This window comes from Micromonospora fiedleri (assembly GCF_016774385.1).
GTDB classification, from domain to species: domain Bacteria; phylum Actinomycetota; class Actinomycetes; order Mycobacteriales; family Micromonosporaceae; genus Micromonospora; species Micromonospora gifhornensis.
Window position 1 is genome coordinate 39,327 of sequence record NZ_JAETXL010000015.1, and the last position, 15,407, is coordinate 54,733.

The following is a 15,407-nucleotide window of genomic DNA, read 5'->3' on the forward strand; positions in this document are numbered from 1 at the left end:
ACCTCAGGCAGCCGGGGCGATGAACGACAGGAACCGCTGCGCACCGGACGCCGTGTGCGTCACCGTCACCAGGTAGGTTCCCGGGTTCGGGTACTGGTGGCTCACCGACGCCGCCTCGGCCGGCCCAGCCGCCGACGTGCCGTCACCCCAATCCACCGTGTACTCGTCGCCGGGCGGGGCCGGCACGTACGTCGCGGTGAACTCGGCGGTCATGCCCGTCGCGTCGTCCGCGTCGGCGGCCAGGGTGCCGTCCGGCGGCCGCGGCGTCAGCCCACACGTCGGCGCCGGGGGCGGCAGCATCGTCCAATCCATGTGCAGCAGGTCGGCGTCGCCCATCGGGTCCGTCAGCGGTTCGACACCCGTCGATCGCAGGTACACGTTGTACGGGCCGACACCCCAGCCCGCGTTCTCGATCGCCTTGCCGGTCAGCGTGAAGTTCGCCGCCCCGTTCTCGATCGTGAAGTCCCCGATCATCCCGTCGATGATCTGCGGCAGCAGGAAGTACCCGAACCGTGGCCGCTGCACCGCGCCGGGCTGGCACTTCTTGAGCTGGGTGCCCGACCACAGCTCCAGGGCTACCGCCGAGGCGAGGTTCACCTTGCTGGTGATTCGCAGGCCGGTCGCGTTGCCGTCCTCGTCGAGCACGACCGGCATCCCGGTGAACAGCGTGTACAGCTCCGGGTCGACCCGCCCGCAGGTGACGGTCACGTTGTACAGCTTGATCCGCCGCCGCGCCGGCTCGTACACAAGCGGATCACCGTTGGCGTCCTTCTGGTCGATCTCCTCGCCCTCGTCGACCTCACCGGCGTACTCGACGCTGATGAAGCCCTTCGACGTGACGTGGACCGGCCACCCTCCGGCACCCAGAATCGGGTCTCCGCACACCCCGAGCTTGGTGGCCCGGAGCATCTTCCCCTTCACGGGGGTGTCGCACACCGCGGACATCGGCACATCCTCACCAGGAGAGTCCCATGCCCGGCCCGCAGCCAGCGGCGAATACCCCGCCAGCGTAGCCGAGAGGGCGCTGGCCCCGGGTGGGACACAGCGCCCTCTCGGCGTTGCCTGCGCGCGGCTACTGCCGCACGGCCGGGTGGGTGCCGAGCACCAGGTCGCGGATCAGCGCCTCGATCTGCGGGGCGGCGTCGTGCGGCACCCGGAACGAGATCGTCGACGCGCCCGCGACCACCGCCACCGCTGTGTGCAGGCCGTCCCGCTGCGCCGCGACCGACTGCACCGACCGCATGGCGAGCATCTGCCGGCCCTGCTCCTTGAACCGAGGCCGGCACGCCCGGAACAACAGCGAGATCCCGATCGTGTAGATCGCGAGGATTACCAGCAGGACGTTCGCCACCGTCGTGCGGCCAGGCTGGCTCCACTCAATCCGGTCGGGCCATACCGCGACCCGCGCGTTTCGTCCGGCTACGTGGCTCTCGAACCGCGCCAACGCCTCCATGTTGGTCCCTCCACAGTGAACGGGGCCGCACCCTGGCTGGTGCGGCCCCGATCCTAAACCGGCCGGCACGGTGCCAGCCGTACCGTCAGGTCAGCTGGCGGCCGTCGATCACCTCCAGCGTCGCGCCGATCTCCGCGACCTTGGCGCGCACGACGTCGGCCACCTCGTCCCACGCCGCGCCCGTCAGGACCGACGCGCTGCGCTGCTCGCCCTTGATCCAGGTCACCAGCACCGCCGTGTCGACGTCGAGGACCCGACCCGTCCGCTCGCACGTGATCCGCCGCTGCACCGCGTACAGCAACGTCTCCCGGTCGAGGTGCCTCTGACGTTCTTCCTCGCTGTCGGCTATCAACGCCTTGAGCACGTTGTCCATCAGCGCCTCACCGGGGTCAGCCACGGGCCGACCGGCTTGACCGTCCGCGCCCGGCAGCCCACGCACAGCGGCTGCTCGTTCACACCCACCGCCACGTCGACGCGCACCGGCGTCGTCGTCGGGCAGCCGGCGCAGCGCAGCTGGAGCGTCCGCTCCAGACGCAAGCCCATCAGCAGCATGCCTCGCGGCACGAGGGTTTCCCTCGGCTGCCCGCCGTCGGCCGGTCGGACCACCAGGTTGACCGTCGTCGGGAAGTCCCGCACCGACTGCACGTCGACGATCTCGACCAGCTTCCCGAACAGCAGCACCTGGTCGCGGCGGACCAGCTCCTCGGTCCGGATCGGCTGACCCTGCCTCGGCTCGCTCATGCCACCTTCTCCTCTCCCCGGGCCAGCCAGCACCAGCGGGCCTCCACATCGACCACCAGCTGCTCCGTCATCTCGGCCCACACGTCGGCCGGCAGCGTCGCCAGGTGGTGCCACCTGCCGCCCCGGGCCGCGTAGACGTGCAGCGCCCCCAGCTCCTGCTCCCACAGGTACGCCCACGCGTCGTCGACGGGCGGCGGAGCCGCGATACCCGCGACGAGCGCCCGGCCGCACTGCCAGTGGTGCAGGCCCCGGCCGACGCCCGACACGTACCGCCACTCGTGCGGGTTGTGCTCGGTCACCGACGCCGGCCACTCCGTGGCGGCCAGCACCGACCAGTCGCGGCGCAGCAGCGTCGTCACCATCCGGTCCGTGTTCCGCTGGAACCGGCGGTCCCACATCGCCCGCATCTGCGCGAGGGTCCAGCTGGGCTGGCCCTCCAACTCGACCGGCCGGGCCCGGAACCACCTTCCGCCGGGCGCCAGCCGTCCCACCAGCGCGTTCATCGCGCCGCCACCTCCTTCATGCGTTCCCGAATCGCCTCGGCGTACTTGCGGTGGTCGGCCGCCAGCCACTGCGTCGAGTAGCCCCGCCTCTGCACCGTCAGCACCTCGTCCAGGCGCACAGTCGGCAGCTCGTTCACCGACCAGCACGCCCACGGCTGCCACCGCTTCGGCCCGACCTCGGGGAACACCCCCAGGTAGACGTGCAGCCGGTGACCGCCGAACAGGTAGGCCCACTCCCGGTCGCCCGCGTTCGCGGTTGCGATGTGGCCGCACAGCGGTTCGCCGTCGTTGGGGCTCGGCACACCGACCAGGTGCCCGGCGACGCCGGTTCCCGGCAGGGCGTACAGCCGCGACCAGTCGGAGCGCATCAGCTCGGCGACGGCCGCCTGGGCGTCGTGCCCCATCAGGTCGTGCACCAGCGCCGACAGGGCGGGCACGATCATCGTCGGGCAGGCGTCGTGCTGGACGTGCCGCGCCCGGTAGAACCCACCGGCACCCTCGGTGCCAATGAGCGCGCGTAGACCCATGTCAACCTCCACGTGAACGGGTCTTGCTCGGACAGTTACCTTGCGCTGTCCGGCCGCAATCGTCAATAGCGGCCGGGCAGCAGGAGACCCGACTAGGGACTCCGCACCGGGGCCGGGCGACCAGCCCGGCCCCGCCTACGCAGCCACTAGGCGCGCTTCGGGACCGTCACCACACCGATCCACTCGCCCCACCCCTGCGTGTGGTCCGTGTCCGACTTCCGGAACACCGCCACGGACGGGCCGCGCACGTCGAAGCCCTCGCGCAGCAGCACCTCCACCGCCCGGCGCACCTCCTCGACGCCGTTGTCCTCGCTGCGCAGCTCGATCACCGCCTGGGACACCACCAGCGGCCGCGAGTCGCACTCGTCGGCCGGCTCGTCGGCGTGCGGGCAGTCCGGCTGGTGCAGGTCCGCGATGTGCTCGCCGCAGTGCACGCACCTGTTCTCACTGTCGTGGCAGGAGCCGTTCGGTCGGCACTCCGCGGCCCGCAGGCCCCTCTTGATCGTGTGCTTGCCCATGTTGACCTCCACGTGAACTGGGCTCTGCTCTGGATACGTACGGCCGCCTTCGCGGTTTGCGGCCGTACTGCTTGAAGCCCGGCTAGGGACTCCGCACCGGAGCCGGACACCCGCCCGGCTCCGCCTACGCAGCCACCAGACGGCCGCTACGCCGCCTTGGCCACGCCCTCGAACTCGGCCGGGCCGTGCTCCTTCTTCCGCCACACGCCGGCCACGTCTCGGTGGAGCTCGAAGCCGGCCTGCTCCAGGACCGCGAGGATTTGGCTGGCGGTGGCCATGCCGTCGGCCGCGCGCACCTCGACGTGCACCTCGAACACCTCGCCGGGCCTTGCGTCGCTCATCTCAACCTCCACGTAGGGGACTTCATGGCGTACATATACATTGTATGCGATCGGACCCCGAGCGTACACATAATATGTACGCTCGGGCTGTGTAGCAGGTCACACATCCGCAGGTCAGAACAGGCGACCCTGCCGGTACGCCGCCTCGGCGTCGAATGTGGACGAGGGCGGCGGCGCAGGCGGCGGCGGGGGCGGCGGCTTCGGCCGCGCCTTCCGCATGTGCCGCTCCAACGCGCCCTCAGGCGTCGGCAGGTCGAGGACGTACCGCACCGCCGCGATCTGCCGGGCCATCCGCCACGCCCGCTGCACCTCGTCGATCGCCATCTGCCGGTGCTCCAGGGCCTCGTGCATCCACTGGTCCAGCAGCCCGTCACCGCAGCCGACGACGACCCGCCAGCCCAGCCCCCACAGGTGCAGGTTCACCGCGCACAGCGCCGACGCCAGCGGGTCGATGTCGTTCGCCCACCACTCGCACCTGGTCGGGTCGAGCCCGTTCTCCCGCATCGCCTGCGCCGCGCCGAGCAGCATCGTGCCCGTGCCGGCGCACGGCTCCAGAATCCGCGCGCCCTCGTCGGGCGCAACCATCCTGCCCAGCAACAGCGTCACGCTCTCCGGCGTCAGGAACTGGCCGATGCCCTTGCGCCCGCCGTGGCTCTTCATCGTCTGGAGCAGCATCCCGAGCAGGTCCGTCTCGCCCCACCCGTCCGGCCCGAACCGCGCCAGCACCCCCTTGCGGATCGCCGCCTGGCCGACGGCCTGCACGGCGTGCAGCACCGTCTCGTCCGGCTCCTCGTCGGTCCACGACCACAGGTGCTTCGTCCGCGGGTTCAGGTCCGGCCGCAGCATCGCGAACTCGCACCACAGCCGCTGCACCAGCAGCCCGAACCCCTCGTGGCCCAGGCGCTCCATCGTCTCGCCGAGCGCCGCGAGTTGGTCAGGGTCCTCGGCTTCCCGGGCCACCAGGGCGAGGGCGGCCACCACGCTCATCGGCACCTCGATCCGCGAGCCGCCGTACCGGCTGTGCCACGCGTAGTCGACCGCCTCCGCAATCGCCCGCGCGTGCTCCCGCGGGTCGGTCGGCGCGGCGTTCGCGCGCCGGGCCACCGTCTTCGTCATCTCTCCTCCACGTGAACGCCGCCGGCTCCCGCCGGCGGGAACGGCAGCGCCCCCGCAGCCAGGTCGGCTACGGGGGCGCTCGGTGCGGCTCAGCGCAGCCGCAGCACCTGCATCTCGGGCACGCCCACCACCGTGGGGTGCGTCAGGTCGTAGAAGCACAGCCGCACGCTCTCGCCCAGGTCCTCCTTCACCGCCACGGCGTGCGCGTCGGCGTACACCTCGGACCAGTCGACGCGCGGCACGCTCTCGCGGCGGCGCTCGCTCAGCGCCGCCAGGTCGAACGACACCACGTCGCCGTCCTCCACCTCGGACAGCGCGACCGGCTTCCACTCGTCGGCGGTCGGGATCTGCTCGAACAGCTCGGCTCGCATGGTCGTGGTCATCTCGTCTCCCTCTCCCGTCTCGCGGTCAGCGATTGTCGCGGCGCGCCGGCCGGGGCTTCCCCCGGCCGGCCCGCGTCGCATCACTCAGCTCGCCCGGTTGGCCTTCACGCTCTCCGCGACGAACGCCAGGGCCGTCCGCCGCTCGGCCACCTTCATGAGCGCCGCGTCGACCGCCGCCGCCTTGTCGCTCACGGCGGCCAGCAGGTCGCCGCGCACCGACGTCCGCAGGTCGCCCGCCGTCGCGGTCGCCACGGCGCTCGCGGTCGCCCCGGTGAGCTCGGCGGCGTGCCGCTCCAGCTCCCGCTCGGCCTCGACCAGCCGCACGGTCAGCTGGAAGACCAGGCCGCCCCGCTCGGCTCCCTCAGCCTCGACTCCGAACTCCGCGAGCAGTTCGTTGATCCGCTTCTCCATCTCAGTCCCTCCTAGTGGGGTGGCGCGTCGCGTACATATTCATTGTATGCGCTAGGCGCTCCGCCAGTACATAGTTTTTGTATGGATGAGCTGTGGAGCGAGTCACACAAGACGCCGCCCCGCCCGGCCCGGGAAGGGACCAGACGGGGCGGCGAGCCCGAGGCGTTGGGGTCAGCCGGTCAGCGACTCCGCGAGGACCGCGACCGGGCCGCCTTTCCCGGCGGCGGGGAGGAACCGTCCACCGGCTTGGCGTCCACCTCGGACACGTCGGCCCCGGCGACGACCGACGCGCCTCCCTCACCGACTTCGGCCGGCGCACTCTCCTCACCGGCTACCGCCGGCGCGGTTTCCTCACCGGAATCCGCTGGCGCACTCTCCCCGCCGACCTCAGCCAGCGCACTCTCCTCGCCGCCCTCAGTCGACGCGTTGTCCGCTTCGGCGCCAGCCAGCGCGTCCAGGCTCGGCTGCACCACCCGGCCCTCACCGGTGCCGAGAACCGCGTCCGCGATGTCGTCCGGCACATCGAACGCCAGGCCCAACGCCCCATCCGTGTTCGTCCGCACCTCGTCGTGCCGCTCCGGCCCCGCCGCGTCAAGCAACTGCCGCGCCAGCCGCCCAGCGTCCTCCCGGTCCGTCGGGTAGATCAGCGTCATCTCATCCTCCTACGCCGGCACGCCCGGCAGCTTGACCTTCACCGCCGCCACCGTGCAGCTCCACCCCACCGTGTAGAACCGCCCAGCGACCGCGAACACCTCGTTGCTCTTGCGGTCCAGGGCCTCCGGCAGCCGCGGCACGAACACCGCCGACCTGCGCACCATCACCGGCCCCGTCGCATACAGCCACGCCTCGCCCGGCTCCGGCACCGCATCGCCCGGCCCGACGCCGGTCGTCTGCGCGAACACCACCGGGTTGCCCAGCGGCCCGACAAGCCGCGGACCCTCCAGCCGCGTCAGCGACATCGACACGAACCAGCCGGCCGTCCACCGCGGAGCCCACAGCACACCGAGCACCCCCGCCTTCTCAGCGAGGTGCGCCTCCAGCAGCCCCACGCCCGTCTCCAGGGCGACCGGGGCCACCTCCGAGCCCGCGAGCACCGGCGTGCTGGCCGCCGCCAGGTGCGGCGTCGTGCCGTCATCGCCGGTCCACACGTAGTGCTCCAGCGACTGCTGCTCGACCAGGCCGACCGCACGCCGGGCCCGGTCCAGCAGGTCCGGCCTGCCCGGCAGCACCCCGGCTAGGCCCGTGTACAGCCGGATCACCTGGGACTGCACCAGCGGCACCCCGTCGGGCAGTTCCATCGCCGCCCGGTCCGGGTCGGACGCCGCCGCCGTGTTCGTCGGCGCAGGCGCGTCAACGCACTGCGGCTCCCACTCCACACCGGCCTGGAACTCGCGCTGGTCCACCGAGTCGACCACGGCCGCCGCCGAGAACAGGCCGTACCGGTACGGCGTCGCCGCAGGGGCGTCGACGTACACGAAGGGCTGAGTCACCCCGTCACCTCCCTGTGAAACCGGGGCCCGCACCCGGTCGGGCGCGGCCCCGTGTGCGGGTTGCTCAGCTCTCGGACGCCGCGCAGGAGAACGCGACGGTCTGCCCGGTAACGCCGGCCGGACACAACGGCACGGTCAGCTTGTACGACACGAAGCACCGCTTCACCAGCAGCGTCGCCTGCTCGGTAAACAGCGCGATGTACTCGTTGTCCCTCAGCTTCATGCTGTCGTAGACCGCCGACAGGTCGATGATCGGTTTCGTGCCCTTCACCCAGGTACCGGGCGCGTAGATCAGGAAGTCAACCGTGGCCGGCCACTGGCCCGGCGGGGTGGTGCCGCCGAACCCGACGCCGCCCGCGTTGACGTACCCGTCCTGCCAGTCGTAGATGAACTGCGGCCGCAGATGCCTCCGCGTGAACCAGGCAGTGATCTGCTCGTCGGTCACGTCGAAGTAGTTCACCCCGGCTCGGCGCGCCATGTCGGCCCGGATCCAGTCGAGCAGCCACATCGGCACGACGCACTCCAGCAGGGCCCGCCGGCTCATCCGGTACCGGTACCGGTAGTCGGTCGCCGCGAGCGACAGCGCACCAAGCACCGCCGTGGTCGTCTCGTCGCCGCCGATGTCGCCGCCGAGGGTGAGCGTGAACTGCGTCGACTGCGACGGAGCGGTGGCCATGCGTTGCACCATCCGCGCGTTGATCTTGTGCTCGTGGGCGGTCATGGCCCGCCGAACCACGTCACGGGTCAGCTCCGGCCACACCGCGTTCTGCACGATGTCCTGCTCAATCTGCACGCCGTCGATCTCCAGGCGGGTCTCAACGAAGGCGACCGTGGGCACCCGGTAGCTCGGCTTTTCGATGCCGGCGGCCGAGTCGGCCTCCGTCTGCACGAACCCGGTCGCCGAGTACAGCGTCGCGAAGTCCAGGTTCGCCGGCACCTTGATGCCGCCGCCGCGCGGAATCGAGATGCCGGGCAGGTCGAGGATGCCCTCGGTCGTCTCCAGCCCTTCGCACAGCTCCCACAGCGTCTCCGACGGCGCACCCCAGCCACCTGCCGCGACGAGGTTCCCGCCAGCCAGACGCGACTCGCTGCCAGCCAAGTCGATCAGTCCCAGGTCGACCAGGCCGCTGCCCCCTGCGACGAGGGCCTGGTCGACGGGCAGCTCCACCCGAGCCACATTCTGCTTGATGCGCGTCTGCACCTGCGAGCCCACGCCACGTGGGAACCCCGCGAACTTGTCATCGAACGCCGCCGCGACCTCGGTCACCGACGAGAACACGTGCCCGTGCGGCACGTTCGGCACATCCGCCGCCGCCTTGATGATCGCCGATCGGCTGCTCTGCGTTACCTTCGGCTTCGGCTGCCTGCGGGCTGCCCGCCGCGCCAGCGACGCCACGACCGGCGTCGGCTGCTGCGCCGCGGCCTGCTCGTCGGCCGGCGGATCCTCGACCGGGCCGCCCTCGCTTTCGCCACCGCCCGGCTCGGCGTCGCCGCCCTCGCTCTCGGGCTCCTCCGGGTTGCCGTGAACGGCGGCGTCCAGGTCGTCCAACTCCGACGCGACGGCCGCCGCGTCCTGCTCGATCTGCTCCTGCTGGGCACGAACCGACGCGACGAACGTAGCCAGCTCCCGCAGCCGGGCCAAGCCGGCGGCGTTCAGCTCCGGGTCGTCGCGGAGGGCGTCGAATGCCGCGACGGCCTCAGTTTCCAGGCGACCCAACTCATCGAGGTCGAGCCCGTCCAGGCTCGCGGGGATCTCAAACACCGTCGGCTCCTCAGCACGGTAGGGAACTCGTCCCGACCGGCCCGCAGCCAGCATCGGCGGTACAGCGCCCAGACTAACGCAGGGCAGGATACGCAGGCTCAAGGCAGGCTGGTGTCCCAGCCCTTCGAGAGCGCTACGTCATCAGCAAGTGACGAGAAAGCTCATCCAGTTCCGGCTTTCGACCGGCAGGGATGCGCGTGGTTAGCTCGGCCGTGAGGTCGCGGGCAAGTCGGTGGTATCGGATCCACTCGGGTGTCAGCCGGCGCGTCTTGTGCAGAGTCTCTGTTGCTGGGATGTCTTGACCGAGTTCGACCTGTGCCTGTGCCAGGGCAAGGAGATACCGCGACTCCCAGGTTACCGGTACACGGCTACGTGTGGCTTCCACCTCGGCGGAGAGGCGGACGGCGGTGTCGAAGTCGCCGAGTTCGGTGGCGTTGATGACCGCGCTTTGCGCGACCAGGCGGGGTCCGAACACGCTCCATCTGTCAACTCGGTCTTGGCCGAGGCGGACGGCCGCGGTACGCGCGAAGGCAAGTAGGTCGGTGGCGGTGCCGGCGCGGTCATCGCGGGCGGCGGCTCCTGCGGCGTTGATCAGTAGGCCACCCCACACGGTGAGTTGTGCCGGGGTCGCGCGGGTCATTCGAGGTTCGTGGGTTTCGGCTGCCCGGGTGGCGGCGGTGAGGCTTTCTCGGAATCGGCCTTGCCTGCGGAGGATCCATGCGGCCCAGTACACGGCAGATGCCTTGGTGACTTCGTCGGCGCAGTGTTCGGATGCTGCGACGGCGCGTTCGGTACTGAGCCAGGCAAGGTCTTCGTGTCCGAGCATGACGGTGACGCCAGCGGCGAGTTCGAAGACGGTCGCGAGGAGCGAGTAGGCGTGTTCCTGGTCGGCGCCGGTGGATTCCTTGCTGGCGTGGCGGGCTTCGGCGATGAGGTCGGGCAGGAGCCGGCCGAGGATGCTGTACTCGCCGCGCTGCCAAATGTGCCAGGCGCTGTCGACCGAGGTGGCCAGTCGCGTGAGGTCGATGTCTGCATCGCTCTCCGCAAGGCCACCGAGCTGGTCGACGGTGGAGCTGGTGATCGCTTCGCGGATTGCGGGGATGCCACGGTCGGGCTCGGGCGCGAACGTGGTTCGCGGGGCGATGATCACGGACAGTTCGGCGCCGAGGGCGGTTGCGATCTTCGTCAGTGTGTTGAGGCGTGCGGAGTGGCGGACACCTTGTTCGAGGCGTCGGATCACGTCGACGGAGATCCCGGCCCGTTCGGCAAGCTGGTCTTGGGTCAGGTGCGCGGCGCTTCGTAGCCGGGCGATCTGTTCACCAATCACGATGATCCTCCCGCTTGACCGTCTCCTTGCACCGTACGTGCCCACAACGGACCATGGGGACCACGCGAGGCGACTTCTTCGGTGAATAGAGCCAATCTCGACTTCGGCTATGCCGTCTCGGCATACCTGCTACGTCAGGGCGTGAGCCGGTGTGCCACAACGGCCTAGTCGAGCAGGGCCACGCAACGTGACCTATGACCTCCTGGCACTTCACGTTAAGCCACCGACTAGGCACCCTGGGTTGCATCGAAACTGTCCGAACTCACCGACAGATCGTCCATCGACGCCGACGGCTCGGAACACAGGCGGACAGCCTTCATCCCTCGTGCAACGGAGTCGCCATGCGAGTTCTGGCTATTGCACCGCACCCCAACGACGAAACCATCGGACCCGGCGGGTCCATCGCCCTGCACACCGACGCCGGACACCAGCTGACGATCGGGCACCTGACCAACGGCGAACGCGGCAGCCGGACCGTCACCGCCGACGAGCTGAGCCGCACCCGCCAGGCCGAAGCGGTCCGCGCTGCCGCCGTCCTGGGCGTGCCTGAGACGCAGGTGCGATTCCTCGGCCTGCCCGACGGCGGGATCAACCCCTACGACACCAGCCAGTTCACCGCCGTGATCCGATTGCTGCGGCAGGTCCGCCCAGACCTGCTCTACGTGCCCCACCCTCATGATGGGGCGTTCGACCACGAGGCAGCGTTCGCCCTGTGCTGGCGGGCCGCCGGCATGGCCGGTAGCAGCAACTTCGGCGACTACGGTCCGCCGCATTGGGTACCGACCGTCCTCGGGTACGAGGTGTGGCAACCTATCGCCTCTCCCGCCTACCTGTGCGACATCACCACCGTTGTTGACCGCAAGGTCACCGCGCTGGAGTGCTACGACAGCCAAGCGCCCGCCGCCAAGGGCGCCGGCCAGTCCAGCCAGGTCGGGCCGGGCGGCGCGCTCCTGTCCGCGTGGCGGGGCGTCACCACCACCGGCGGACACCGGGAAGCGTTCGCCGTCCTGCGTCTCGGAGCCCTGCCGTGACCGCCCGCCACGCCGCCGCCCTCTGCTGGGCCGCCACCGCCGCCGTCGCAGTCCGCGGCATCACCGGCGCCGCCCAGACCGCCGCCTCGCTGCGCTGGCTACGCCGGCACCGGCCGGCAGCCGACGCCACTGCCGCAGACAAGGCCAACCATGGGCGGCATGTGCTGCTGATCCTGCCGATGCTGCGCGAGCAAACCGTGATCGCGCCGACGGTGGACTACTTCACTGCCCTCGCGCAGTCCTGGGGCTCGGCGACCATTGTGCTGGCCACCACCGAGCGCGAACACCACGACCGACACGGGGCCGCCGGCCGGCTCGGTGAATTGGCCGCGGCACTGCGGCGGCGACGCACCGTGGCGTACCTCTCCCGCCGGTTCGCTGGAGTTCTGCCCGCCGACCTGCTCGGACAACTCGCCGAGGCATCGGGCGACCCGACGGTCGACTACCGCAGCCGTGTCGAGGCCGCGTTCCAGGAGCTGCCGTCCACACCAGAGCTGGCGGCGAAACTCGCCGCCGACAGCAACGGGCGGGTGCGCCACCATCATCACCCCGATGCGGGCGCGGTGATGGTCCACCAGATCAATCACGCCGGCGACGCCGAGCTGCGGCGCCTCGCCTCCGCTGGGGTGGCACCCGAGGCGGTGTGGATCGGCGTCTACAACGCCGACTCGCGCCCCCACCCCGACACCCTCGACGCGCTGGCTGCCGCGCCACCCGCCGCCCGGGTGGTGCAGCAGTCCGCCCTGCACACTCTCACCCTCGGCGGCGGCAGTGGCCTCGGCGGCGCGGTGGCCGATGGGGCGGCACTGTTGCAGTCGCGGTGGAGCCTTGCCCGCGAGATTCCCCGCCTCCGCGCCCAGGCCGCTCAGGCCCAGCGACGGTCAGCCCGGTGGCCTCGGCTCGGGCACTGCACCGGCCACGGCCTGTTCGTCCGCGGCGACCTCTGGCACGACGTCAACGGGCTGCCGACCGCGACGATGAACGAAGACCTCGCGTTCGGCTACCAGCTCTCCGCCGCCCGGGAACCCATCCATGTCCTGCCCCTGCTGGAAATCGCCGATTCCCCTACGACCGTCGCTGCTCTGGTCCGCCAACACCGCCAGTGGTTCTTCTCCTACCCGCAGTACCCCGCCGCCGCGCGCCTCGCGGCAGCCGCCCAGCGAAGCGACAGCCGCACCCGGGCATGGCTGACCGCACAGGGCTTGGCCCGGGGCGCGCTGTGGCTGGGGCAATCCCCGGCCATCGCCGCCACCCTCCTCCTGCCCGCCATCGCCCGCCGCCACCGGCTCGCCGCGGCATCGGCGACCGCCGCCCTGTCCGCCTACCTCATCGCACCCGCCGCCCTGCTGGCCCGATCCGGTCAGCCCGGCGCACCACGCCGGTTCGGTACCCGGGAAGCCGCCGGGATCCTCACCGCAGCGTTGATCTCCAGCGCCGGCCCGTGGCGATGCCTGCTCGATCTGGCCCGTGCCGCCATGGGCGGTGACCACCTCGTTCACGACAAGACCGAACGGTGACCACGATGACAAAGATCCCCGCCCTGGCCGCCGATTCTGGGTTCACCGCCGCCCTGCACCAGGCGCCCGCCCACAGCGTCTCGGCGGTACTGGCCACCTACAACCGATGCCCGTTCGACCCCGCCGTTCGGCTGCGCGACAACCCGCTCACCTGGGCCCTCGACACGCTGCGCGGGCAGGCGGGCGACGTCCTGGCGGAGATCGTCGTCGTCGACGATGGTTCCACCGACTACACCCCCGATGTCCTCGACCTCTACCGGGCAACCCCCGGCGTCCCGGTACGGGTCATCCGGCTGGCCGCGCACGCTGGCGCCCACACCGCGCGCAACGCCGCGGTAGCGGCGGCAGGCTGCCGATGGCAGCTGTTCGGCGACGACGACTGCGTCTTCACTCCGTACGTCGCCGCCGGCGCCGCGCACACCATGCACATCCTGCACGAGCAGGATCCGGCCAACGGGGCCGTGATGCTGCCCTTCTACTACCGGGCACTGCGTCCGCATCAAAGCCACCCACAGGCACAGATCGGCCGGCTTGACCCCGCCCGAGCCCGGTTCAGTACGCACTTCCACACCTGGCCGGCCGAGTACGGCAGCAACCCGCCACGGCTGGACTCCCCTGCCGGGATCGTCGCGCCGCTGCCGGTCGAGCTGATCGGTGGCACCGCGCTGCTCGACGCCGACGCGCTCCGTCGCATTGGAGGGTTCGTGGACCTGTCGGGCTGGGCCAGTTCGTACTCCGACCACCTGCACCTGTCCGCCGACCTGACCGACACCGGCACGCGGCTGTGGCACTGCCCCGACCCCCGCCTCAGCGCAGCTCACCTCAAGTGGGGAGCCATCGGCCGGTACCCGATGCACGCCGAGGACCTGACCACACCGCTGCCGATACTCGATAGGCCGCTCGCCGACCTCATCACGCTCGCCGCCAAGCCGCGCACTGGCACCGGCTGCCGCGTACCGGAGCACCTGTTCCACGAGGAGATGATCGGCAGCTTCTTCGCGTTCTTCGCCGGCCGCAGCCTGCCCGGCGCGAGCACCTGGGCGGCACGCTGCTGGCACGACTTCGTCACCCACGGCCAGGTGTACTCCGCGGCCGTCGCCGAGACACCACCGCCCGAGCAGCGAGTGGCCGCCTGGCGGGCCGGGTTGGCGCGGGGCGCCCGCGCCGCCGCCACCGGCCCGACCGCGCGCACCGCCGCCGAGCTGGCGACGGTGCTCGACCGCGTATGCGCTGACGTGGGGCAGCCCCCGATCAACCTGTGAACGCCGCCGCAACCTGCGGGCGATGCGCGGTCCACCAGCCCAACAGCGCCTCAGCCGACCGGAACAAGTGATCACAGGAGGTGTCGGCGTGCTCGTAGCGGCGACGCAACTGCCACGTGTCGCACACTCGCTCCCACCACAGCCGGTGTACCGCATCCGTCAGCGCCTCATCCGGCAACTTCCGCCGCGACCGGTAGCCGGCGGTGAACGCCTGCACCCTCGCCAGATCCAGTCCCCGATCGTCGCCGAAGCCGAACAGCAGCGTCGCCGAGCGCACAACCTCCGCCGCCAGCGGACGTGGCTTGAGGCGATCCCAGTCCAGGACCGCGCTGACCTCGCCGTCGGCGTAGAGCACGTTCAGGTGCTGGAAGTCCCCATGCACCCAGCCGCACGGGCCGACATCGACATCGTCGTCCGGGCGCAGGTGCCCAACCTGCGCCAGCAGGTGCCGGCGCACCCGCAACCGGTCCAGCACGAACTCGTCCATCCCGTCTCGGACCGGCCGGGCCGCCGCTGCCGCCGCGTAGCGGTCGATCTTGTCCTTGGTGGTGGCCGGCTCGGTGACCGGCTCCCGCATCGTCTCCGGCACCATCGGCATAACCTGCGCCAAGTCGGCGTGCAGATCTGCCAACACAGCGCCCAGCGCCGCTGCCTCGGGCAGCGACAGGTCCAAGCCCTCGCGGTGCGCTCCCCGCGCCCACGTCGCCGCCGCGTAGATGTGTCCGGCGTGCTCCAGCAGGGTGTCACCATCCGCCGTGGTCAGCGGTGCCGGGACGGGCCGGCCGCGTTCGGCCAGCGCCCGCGTCGCGGCGTGCTGACAGCGGGCGGCGGTCGCGTCGATGTCGAGGATCTGCTTGACCGCGAACACCCCGCGAACAGTCCACACTCGCCAGTTGCGATTCATCAAACCCGCGTCGATCACCTCGACGTTCTCGACCAGGCCGAGCCCGAACGCCGCAGCCACGACATCGAGGACGCGCGCATCAGCGGTCTCACTGGCCACACCAGCCTCTTCTGTCACCACG

General features: G+C 70.9%; 19 protein-coding genes. 3 read left to right on the forward strand and 16 right to left on the reverse strand.

Features of this window, described 5'->3' with window-relative positions; genetic code table 11:
* Positions 1 to 3: 3 nt before the first annotated feature.
* From JMF97_RS28695 to JMF97_RS28765, 15 genes are all read right to left on the reverse strand, one after another.
* Positions 4 to 945, reverse strand: coding sequence for a PKD domain-containing protein (locus tag JMF97_RS28695; RefSeq protein ID WP_203224378.1), 942 nt, complete (start codon positions 943 to 945; stop codon positions 4 to 6).
* Between the two features lie 127 nt (positions 946 to 1,072).
* Positions 1,073 to 1,351, reverse strand: a complete 279-nt coding sequence (locus tag JMF97_RS28700) for a hypothetical protein (RefSeq protein WP_203224379.1) — start codon at positions 1,349 to 1,351, stop codon at positions 1,073 to 1,075.
* Between the two features lie 187 nt (positions 1,352 to 1,538).
* Complete coding sequence (locus JMF97_RS28705) at positions 1,539 to 1,850, reverse strand: hypothetical protein (protein ID WP_203224380.1); 312 nt, start codon at positions 1,848 to 1,850, stop codon at positions 1,539 to 1,541.
* Positions 1,826 to 2,194, reverse strand: coding sequence for a hypothetical protein (locus JMF97_RS28710; RefSeq protein WP_203224381.1), 369 nt, complete (start codon positions 2,192 to 2,194; stop codon positions 1,826 to 1,828). The genes JMF97_RS28705 and JMF97_RS28710 overlap by 25 nt, the downstream gene beginning before the upstream one ends.
* Entirely contained in the window at positions 2,191 to 2,697 is a 507-nt protein-coding gene (locus tag JMF97_RS28715) for a hypothetical protein (protein WP_203224382.1), read from the reverse strand. Before JMF97_RS28715 ends, JMF97_RS28710 begins: the two co-directional genes overlap by 4 nt.
* A complete protein-coding gene (locus JMF97_RS28720) occupies positions 2,694 to 3,224 on the reverse strand; it encodes a hypothetical protein (RefSeq protein WP_203224383.1) in 531 nt (176 codons plus the stop codon). The genes JMF97_RS28715 and JMF97_RS28720 overlap by 4 nt, the downstream gene beginning before the upstream one ends.
* Positions 3,225 to 3,370: 146 nt before the next feature.
* Entirely contained in the window at positions 3,371 to 3,742 is a 372-nt protein-coding gene (locus JMF97_RS28725; RefSeq protein WP_203224384.1) for a hypothetical protein, read from the reverse strand.
* A gap of 146 nt (positions 3,743 to 3,888) precedes the next feature.
* Entirely contained in the window at positions 3,889 to 4,083 is a 195-nt protein-coding gene (locus JMF97_RS28730) for a hypothetical protein (RefSeq protein ID WP_203224385.1), read from the reverse strand.
* Between the two features lie 114 nt (positions 4,084 to 4,197).
* Positions 4,198 to 5,199: an N-6 DNA methylase gene (locus tag JMF97_RS28735; protein WP_203224386.1), complete on the reverse strand. Its 1,002-nt coding sequence runs from the start codon at positions 5,197 to 5,199 to the stop codon at positions 4,198 to 4,200.
* Positions 5,200 to 5,288: 89 nt separating this feature from the next.
* Positions 5,289 to 5,582, reverse strand: coding sequence for a hypothetical protein (locus JMF97_RS28740; RefSeq protein ID WP_203224387.1), 294 nt, complete (start codon positions 5,580 to 5,582; stop codon positions 5,289 to 5,291).
* 84 nt (positions 5,583 to 5,666) lie between these two features.
* On the reverse strand, positions 5,667 to 5,993 hold the full coding sequence (locus JMF97_RS28745; protein ID WP_203224388.1) for a hypothetical protein: 327 nt from the start codon (positions 5,991 to 5,993) through the stop codon (positions 5,667 to 5,669).
* A 179-nt stretch (positions 5,994 to 6,172) separates the two neighbouring features.
* Complete coding sequence (locus JMF97_RS28750; RefSeq protein ID WP_203224389.1) at positions 6,173 to 6,646, reverse strand: hypothetical protein; 474 nt, start codon at positions 6,644 to 6,646, stop codon at positions 6,173 to 6,175.
* Positions 6,647 to 6,655: 9 nt separating this feature from the next.
* Positions 6,656 to 7,483 carry a hypothetical protein gene (locus JMF97_RS28755; protein ID WP_203224390.1) on the reverse strand — a complete coding sequence of 276 codons (828 nt, stop codon included), beginning with the start codon at positions 7,481 to 7,483 and terminating at the stop codon, positions 6,656 to 6,658.
* A 64-nt stretch (positions 7,484 to 7,547) separates the two neighbouring features.
* Positions 7,548 to 9,347 carry a major capsid protein gene (locus tag JMF97_RS28760; RefSeq protein ID WP_238360352.1) on the reverse strand — a complete coding sequence of 600 codons (1,800 nt, stop codon included), beginning with the start codon at positions 9,345 to 9,347 and terminating at the stop codon, positions 7,548 to 7,550.
* A 31-nt stretch (positions 9,348 to 9,378) separates the two neighbouring features.
* A complete protein-coding gene (locus JMF97_RS28765; protein WP_203224391.1) occupies positions 9,379 to 10,572 on the reverse strand; it encodes a helix-turn-helix domain-containing protein in 1,194 nt (397 codons plus the stop codon).
* A gap of 341 nt (positions 10,573 to 10,913) precedes the next feature.
* Here JMF97_RS28765 and JMF97_RS28770 point away from each other — a divergent pair, with 341 nt between their 5' ends.
* The 3 genes from JMF97_RS28770 to JMF97_RS28780 are packed head-to-tail and all read left to right on the forward strand — an operon-like array spanning position 10,914 to position 14,382.
* Positions 10,914 to 11,603, forward strand: coding sequence for a PIG-L deacetylase family protein (locus JMF97_RS28770; protein WP_203224392.1), 690 nt, complete (start codon positions 10,914 to 10,916; stop codon positions 11,601 to 11,603).
* On the forward strand, positions 11,600 to 13,120 hold the full coding sequence (locus tag JMF97_RS28775) for a hypothetical protein (protein WP_203224393.1): 1,521 nt from the start codon (positions 11,600 to 11,602) through the stop codon (positions 13,118 to 13,120). Before JMF97_RS28770 ends, JMF97_RS28775 begins: the two co-directional genes overlap by 4 nt.
* Positions 13,121 to 13,125: 5 nt before the next feature.
* On the forward strand, positions 13,126 to 14,382 hold the full coding sequence (locus tag JMF97_RS28780; RefSeq protein ID WP_203224394.1) for a glycosyltransferase: 1,257 nt from the start codon (positions 13,126 to 13,128) through the stop codon (positions 14,380 to 14,382).
* Here JMF97_RS28780 and JMF97_RS28785 read toward each other — a convergent pair.
* Positions 14,372 to 15,385 (reverse strand): phosphotransferase, encoded by a 1,014-nt coding sequence (locus tag JMF97_RS28785; protein ID WP_203224395.1) that lies wholly within the window; start codon positions 15,383 to 15,385, stop codon positions 14,372 to 14,374. The two genes, JMF97_RS28780 and JMF97_RS28785, sit on opposite strands and share 11 nt — an antisense overlap.
* Positions 15,386 to 15,407: the final 22 nt, after the last annotated feature.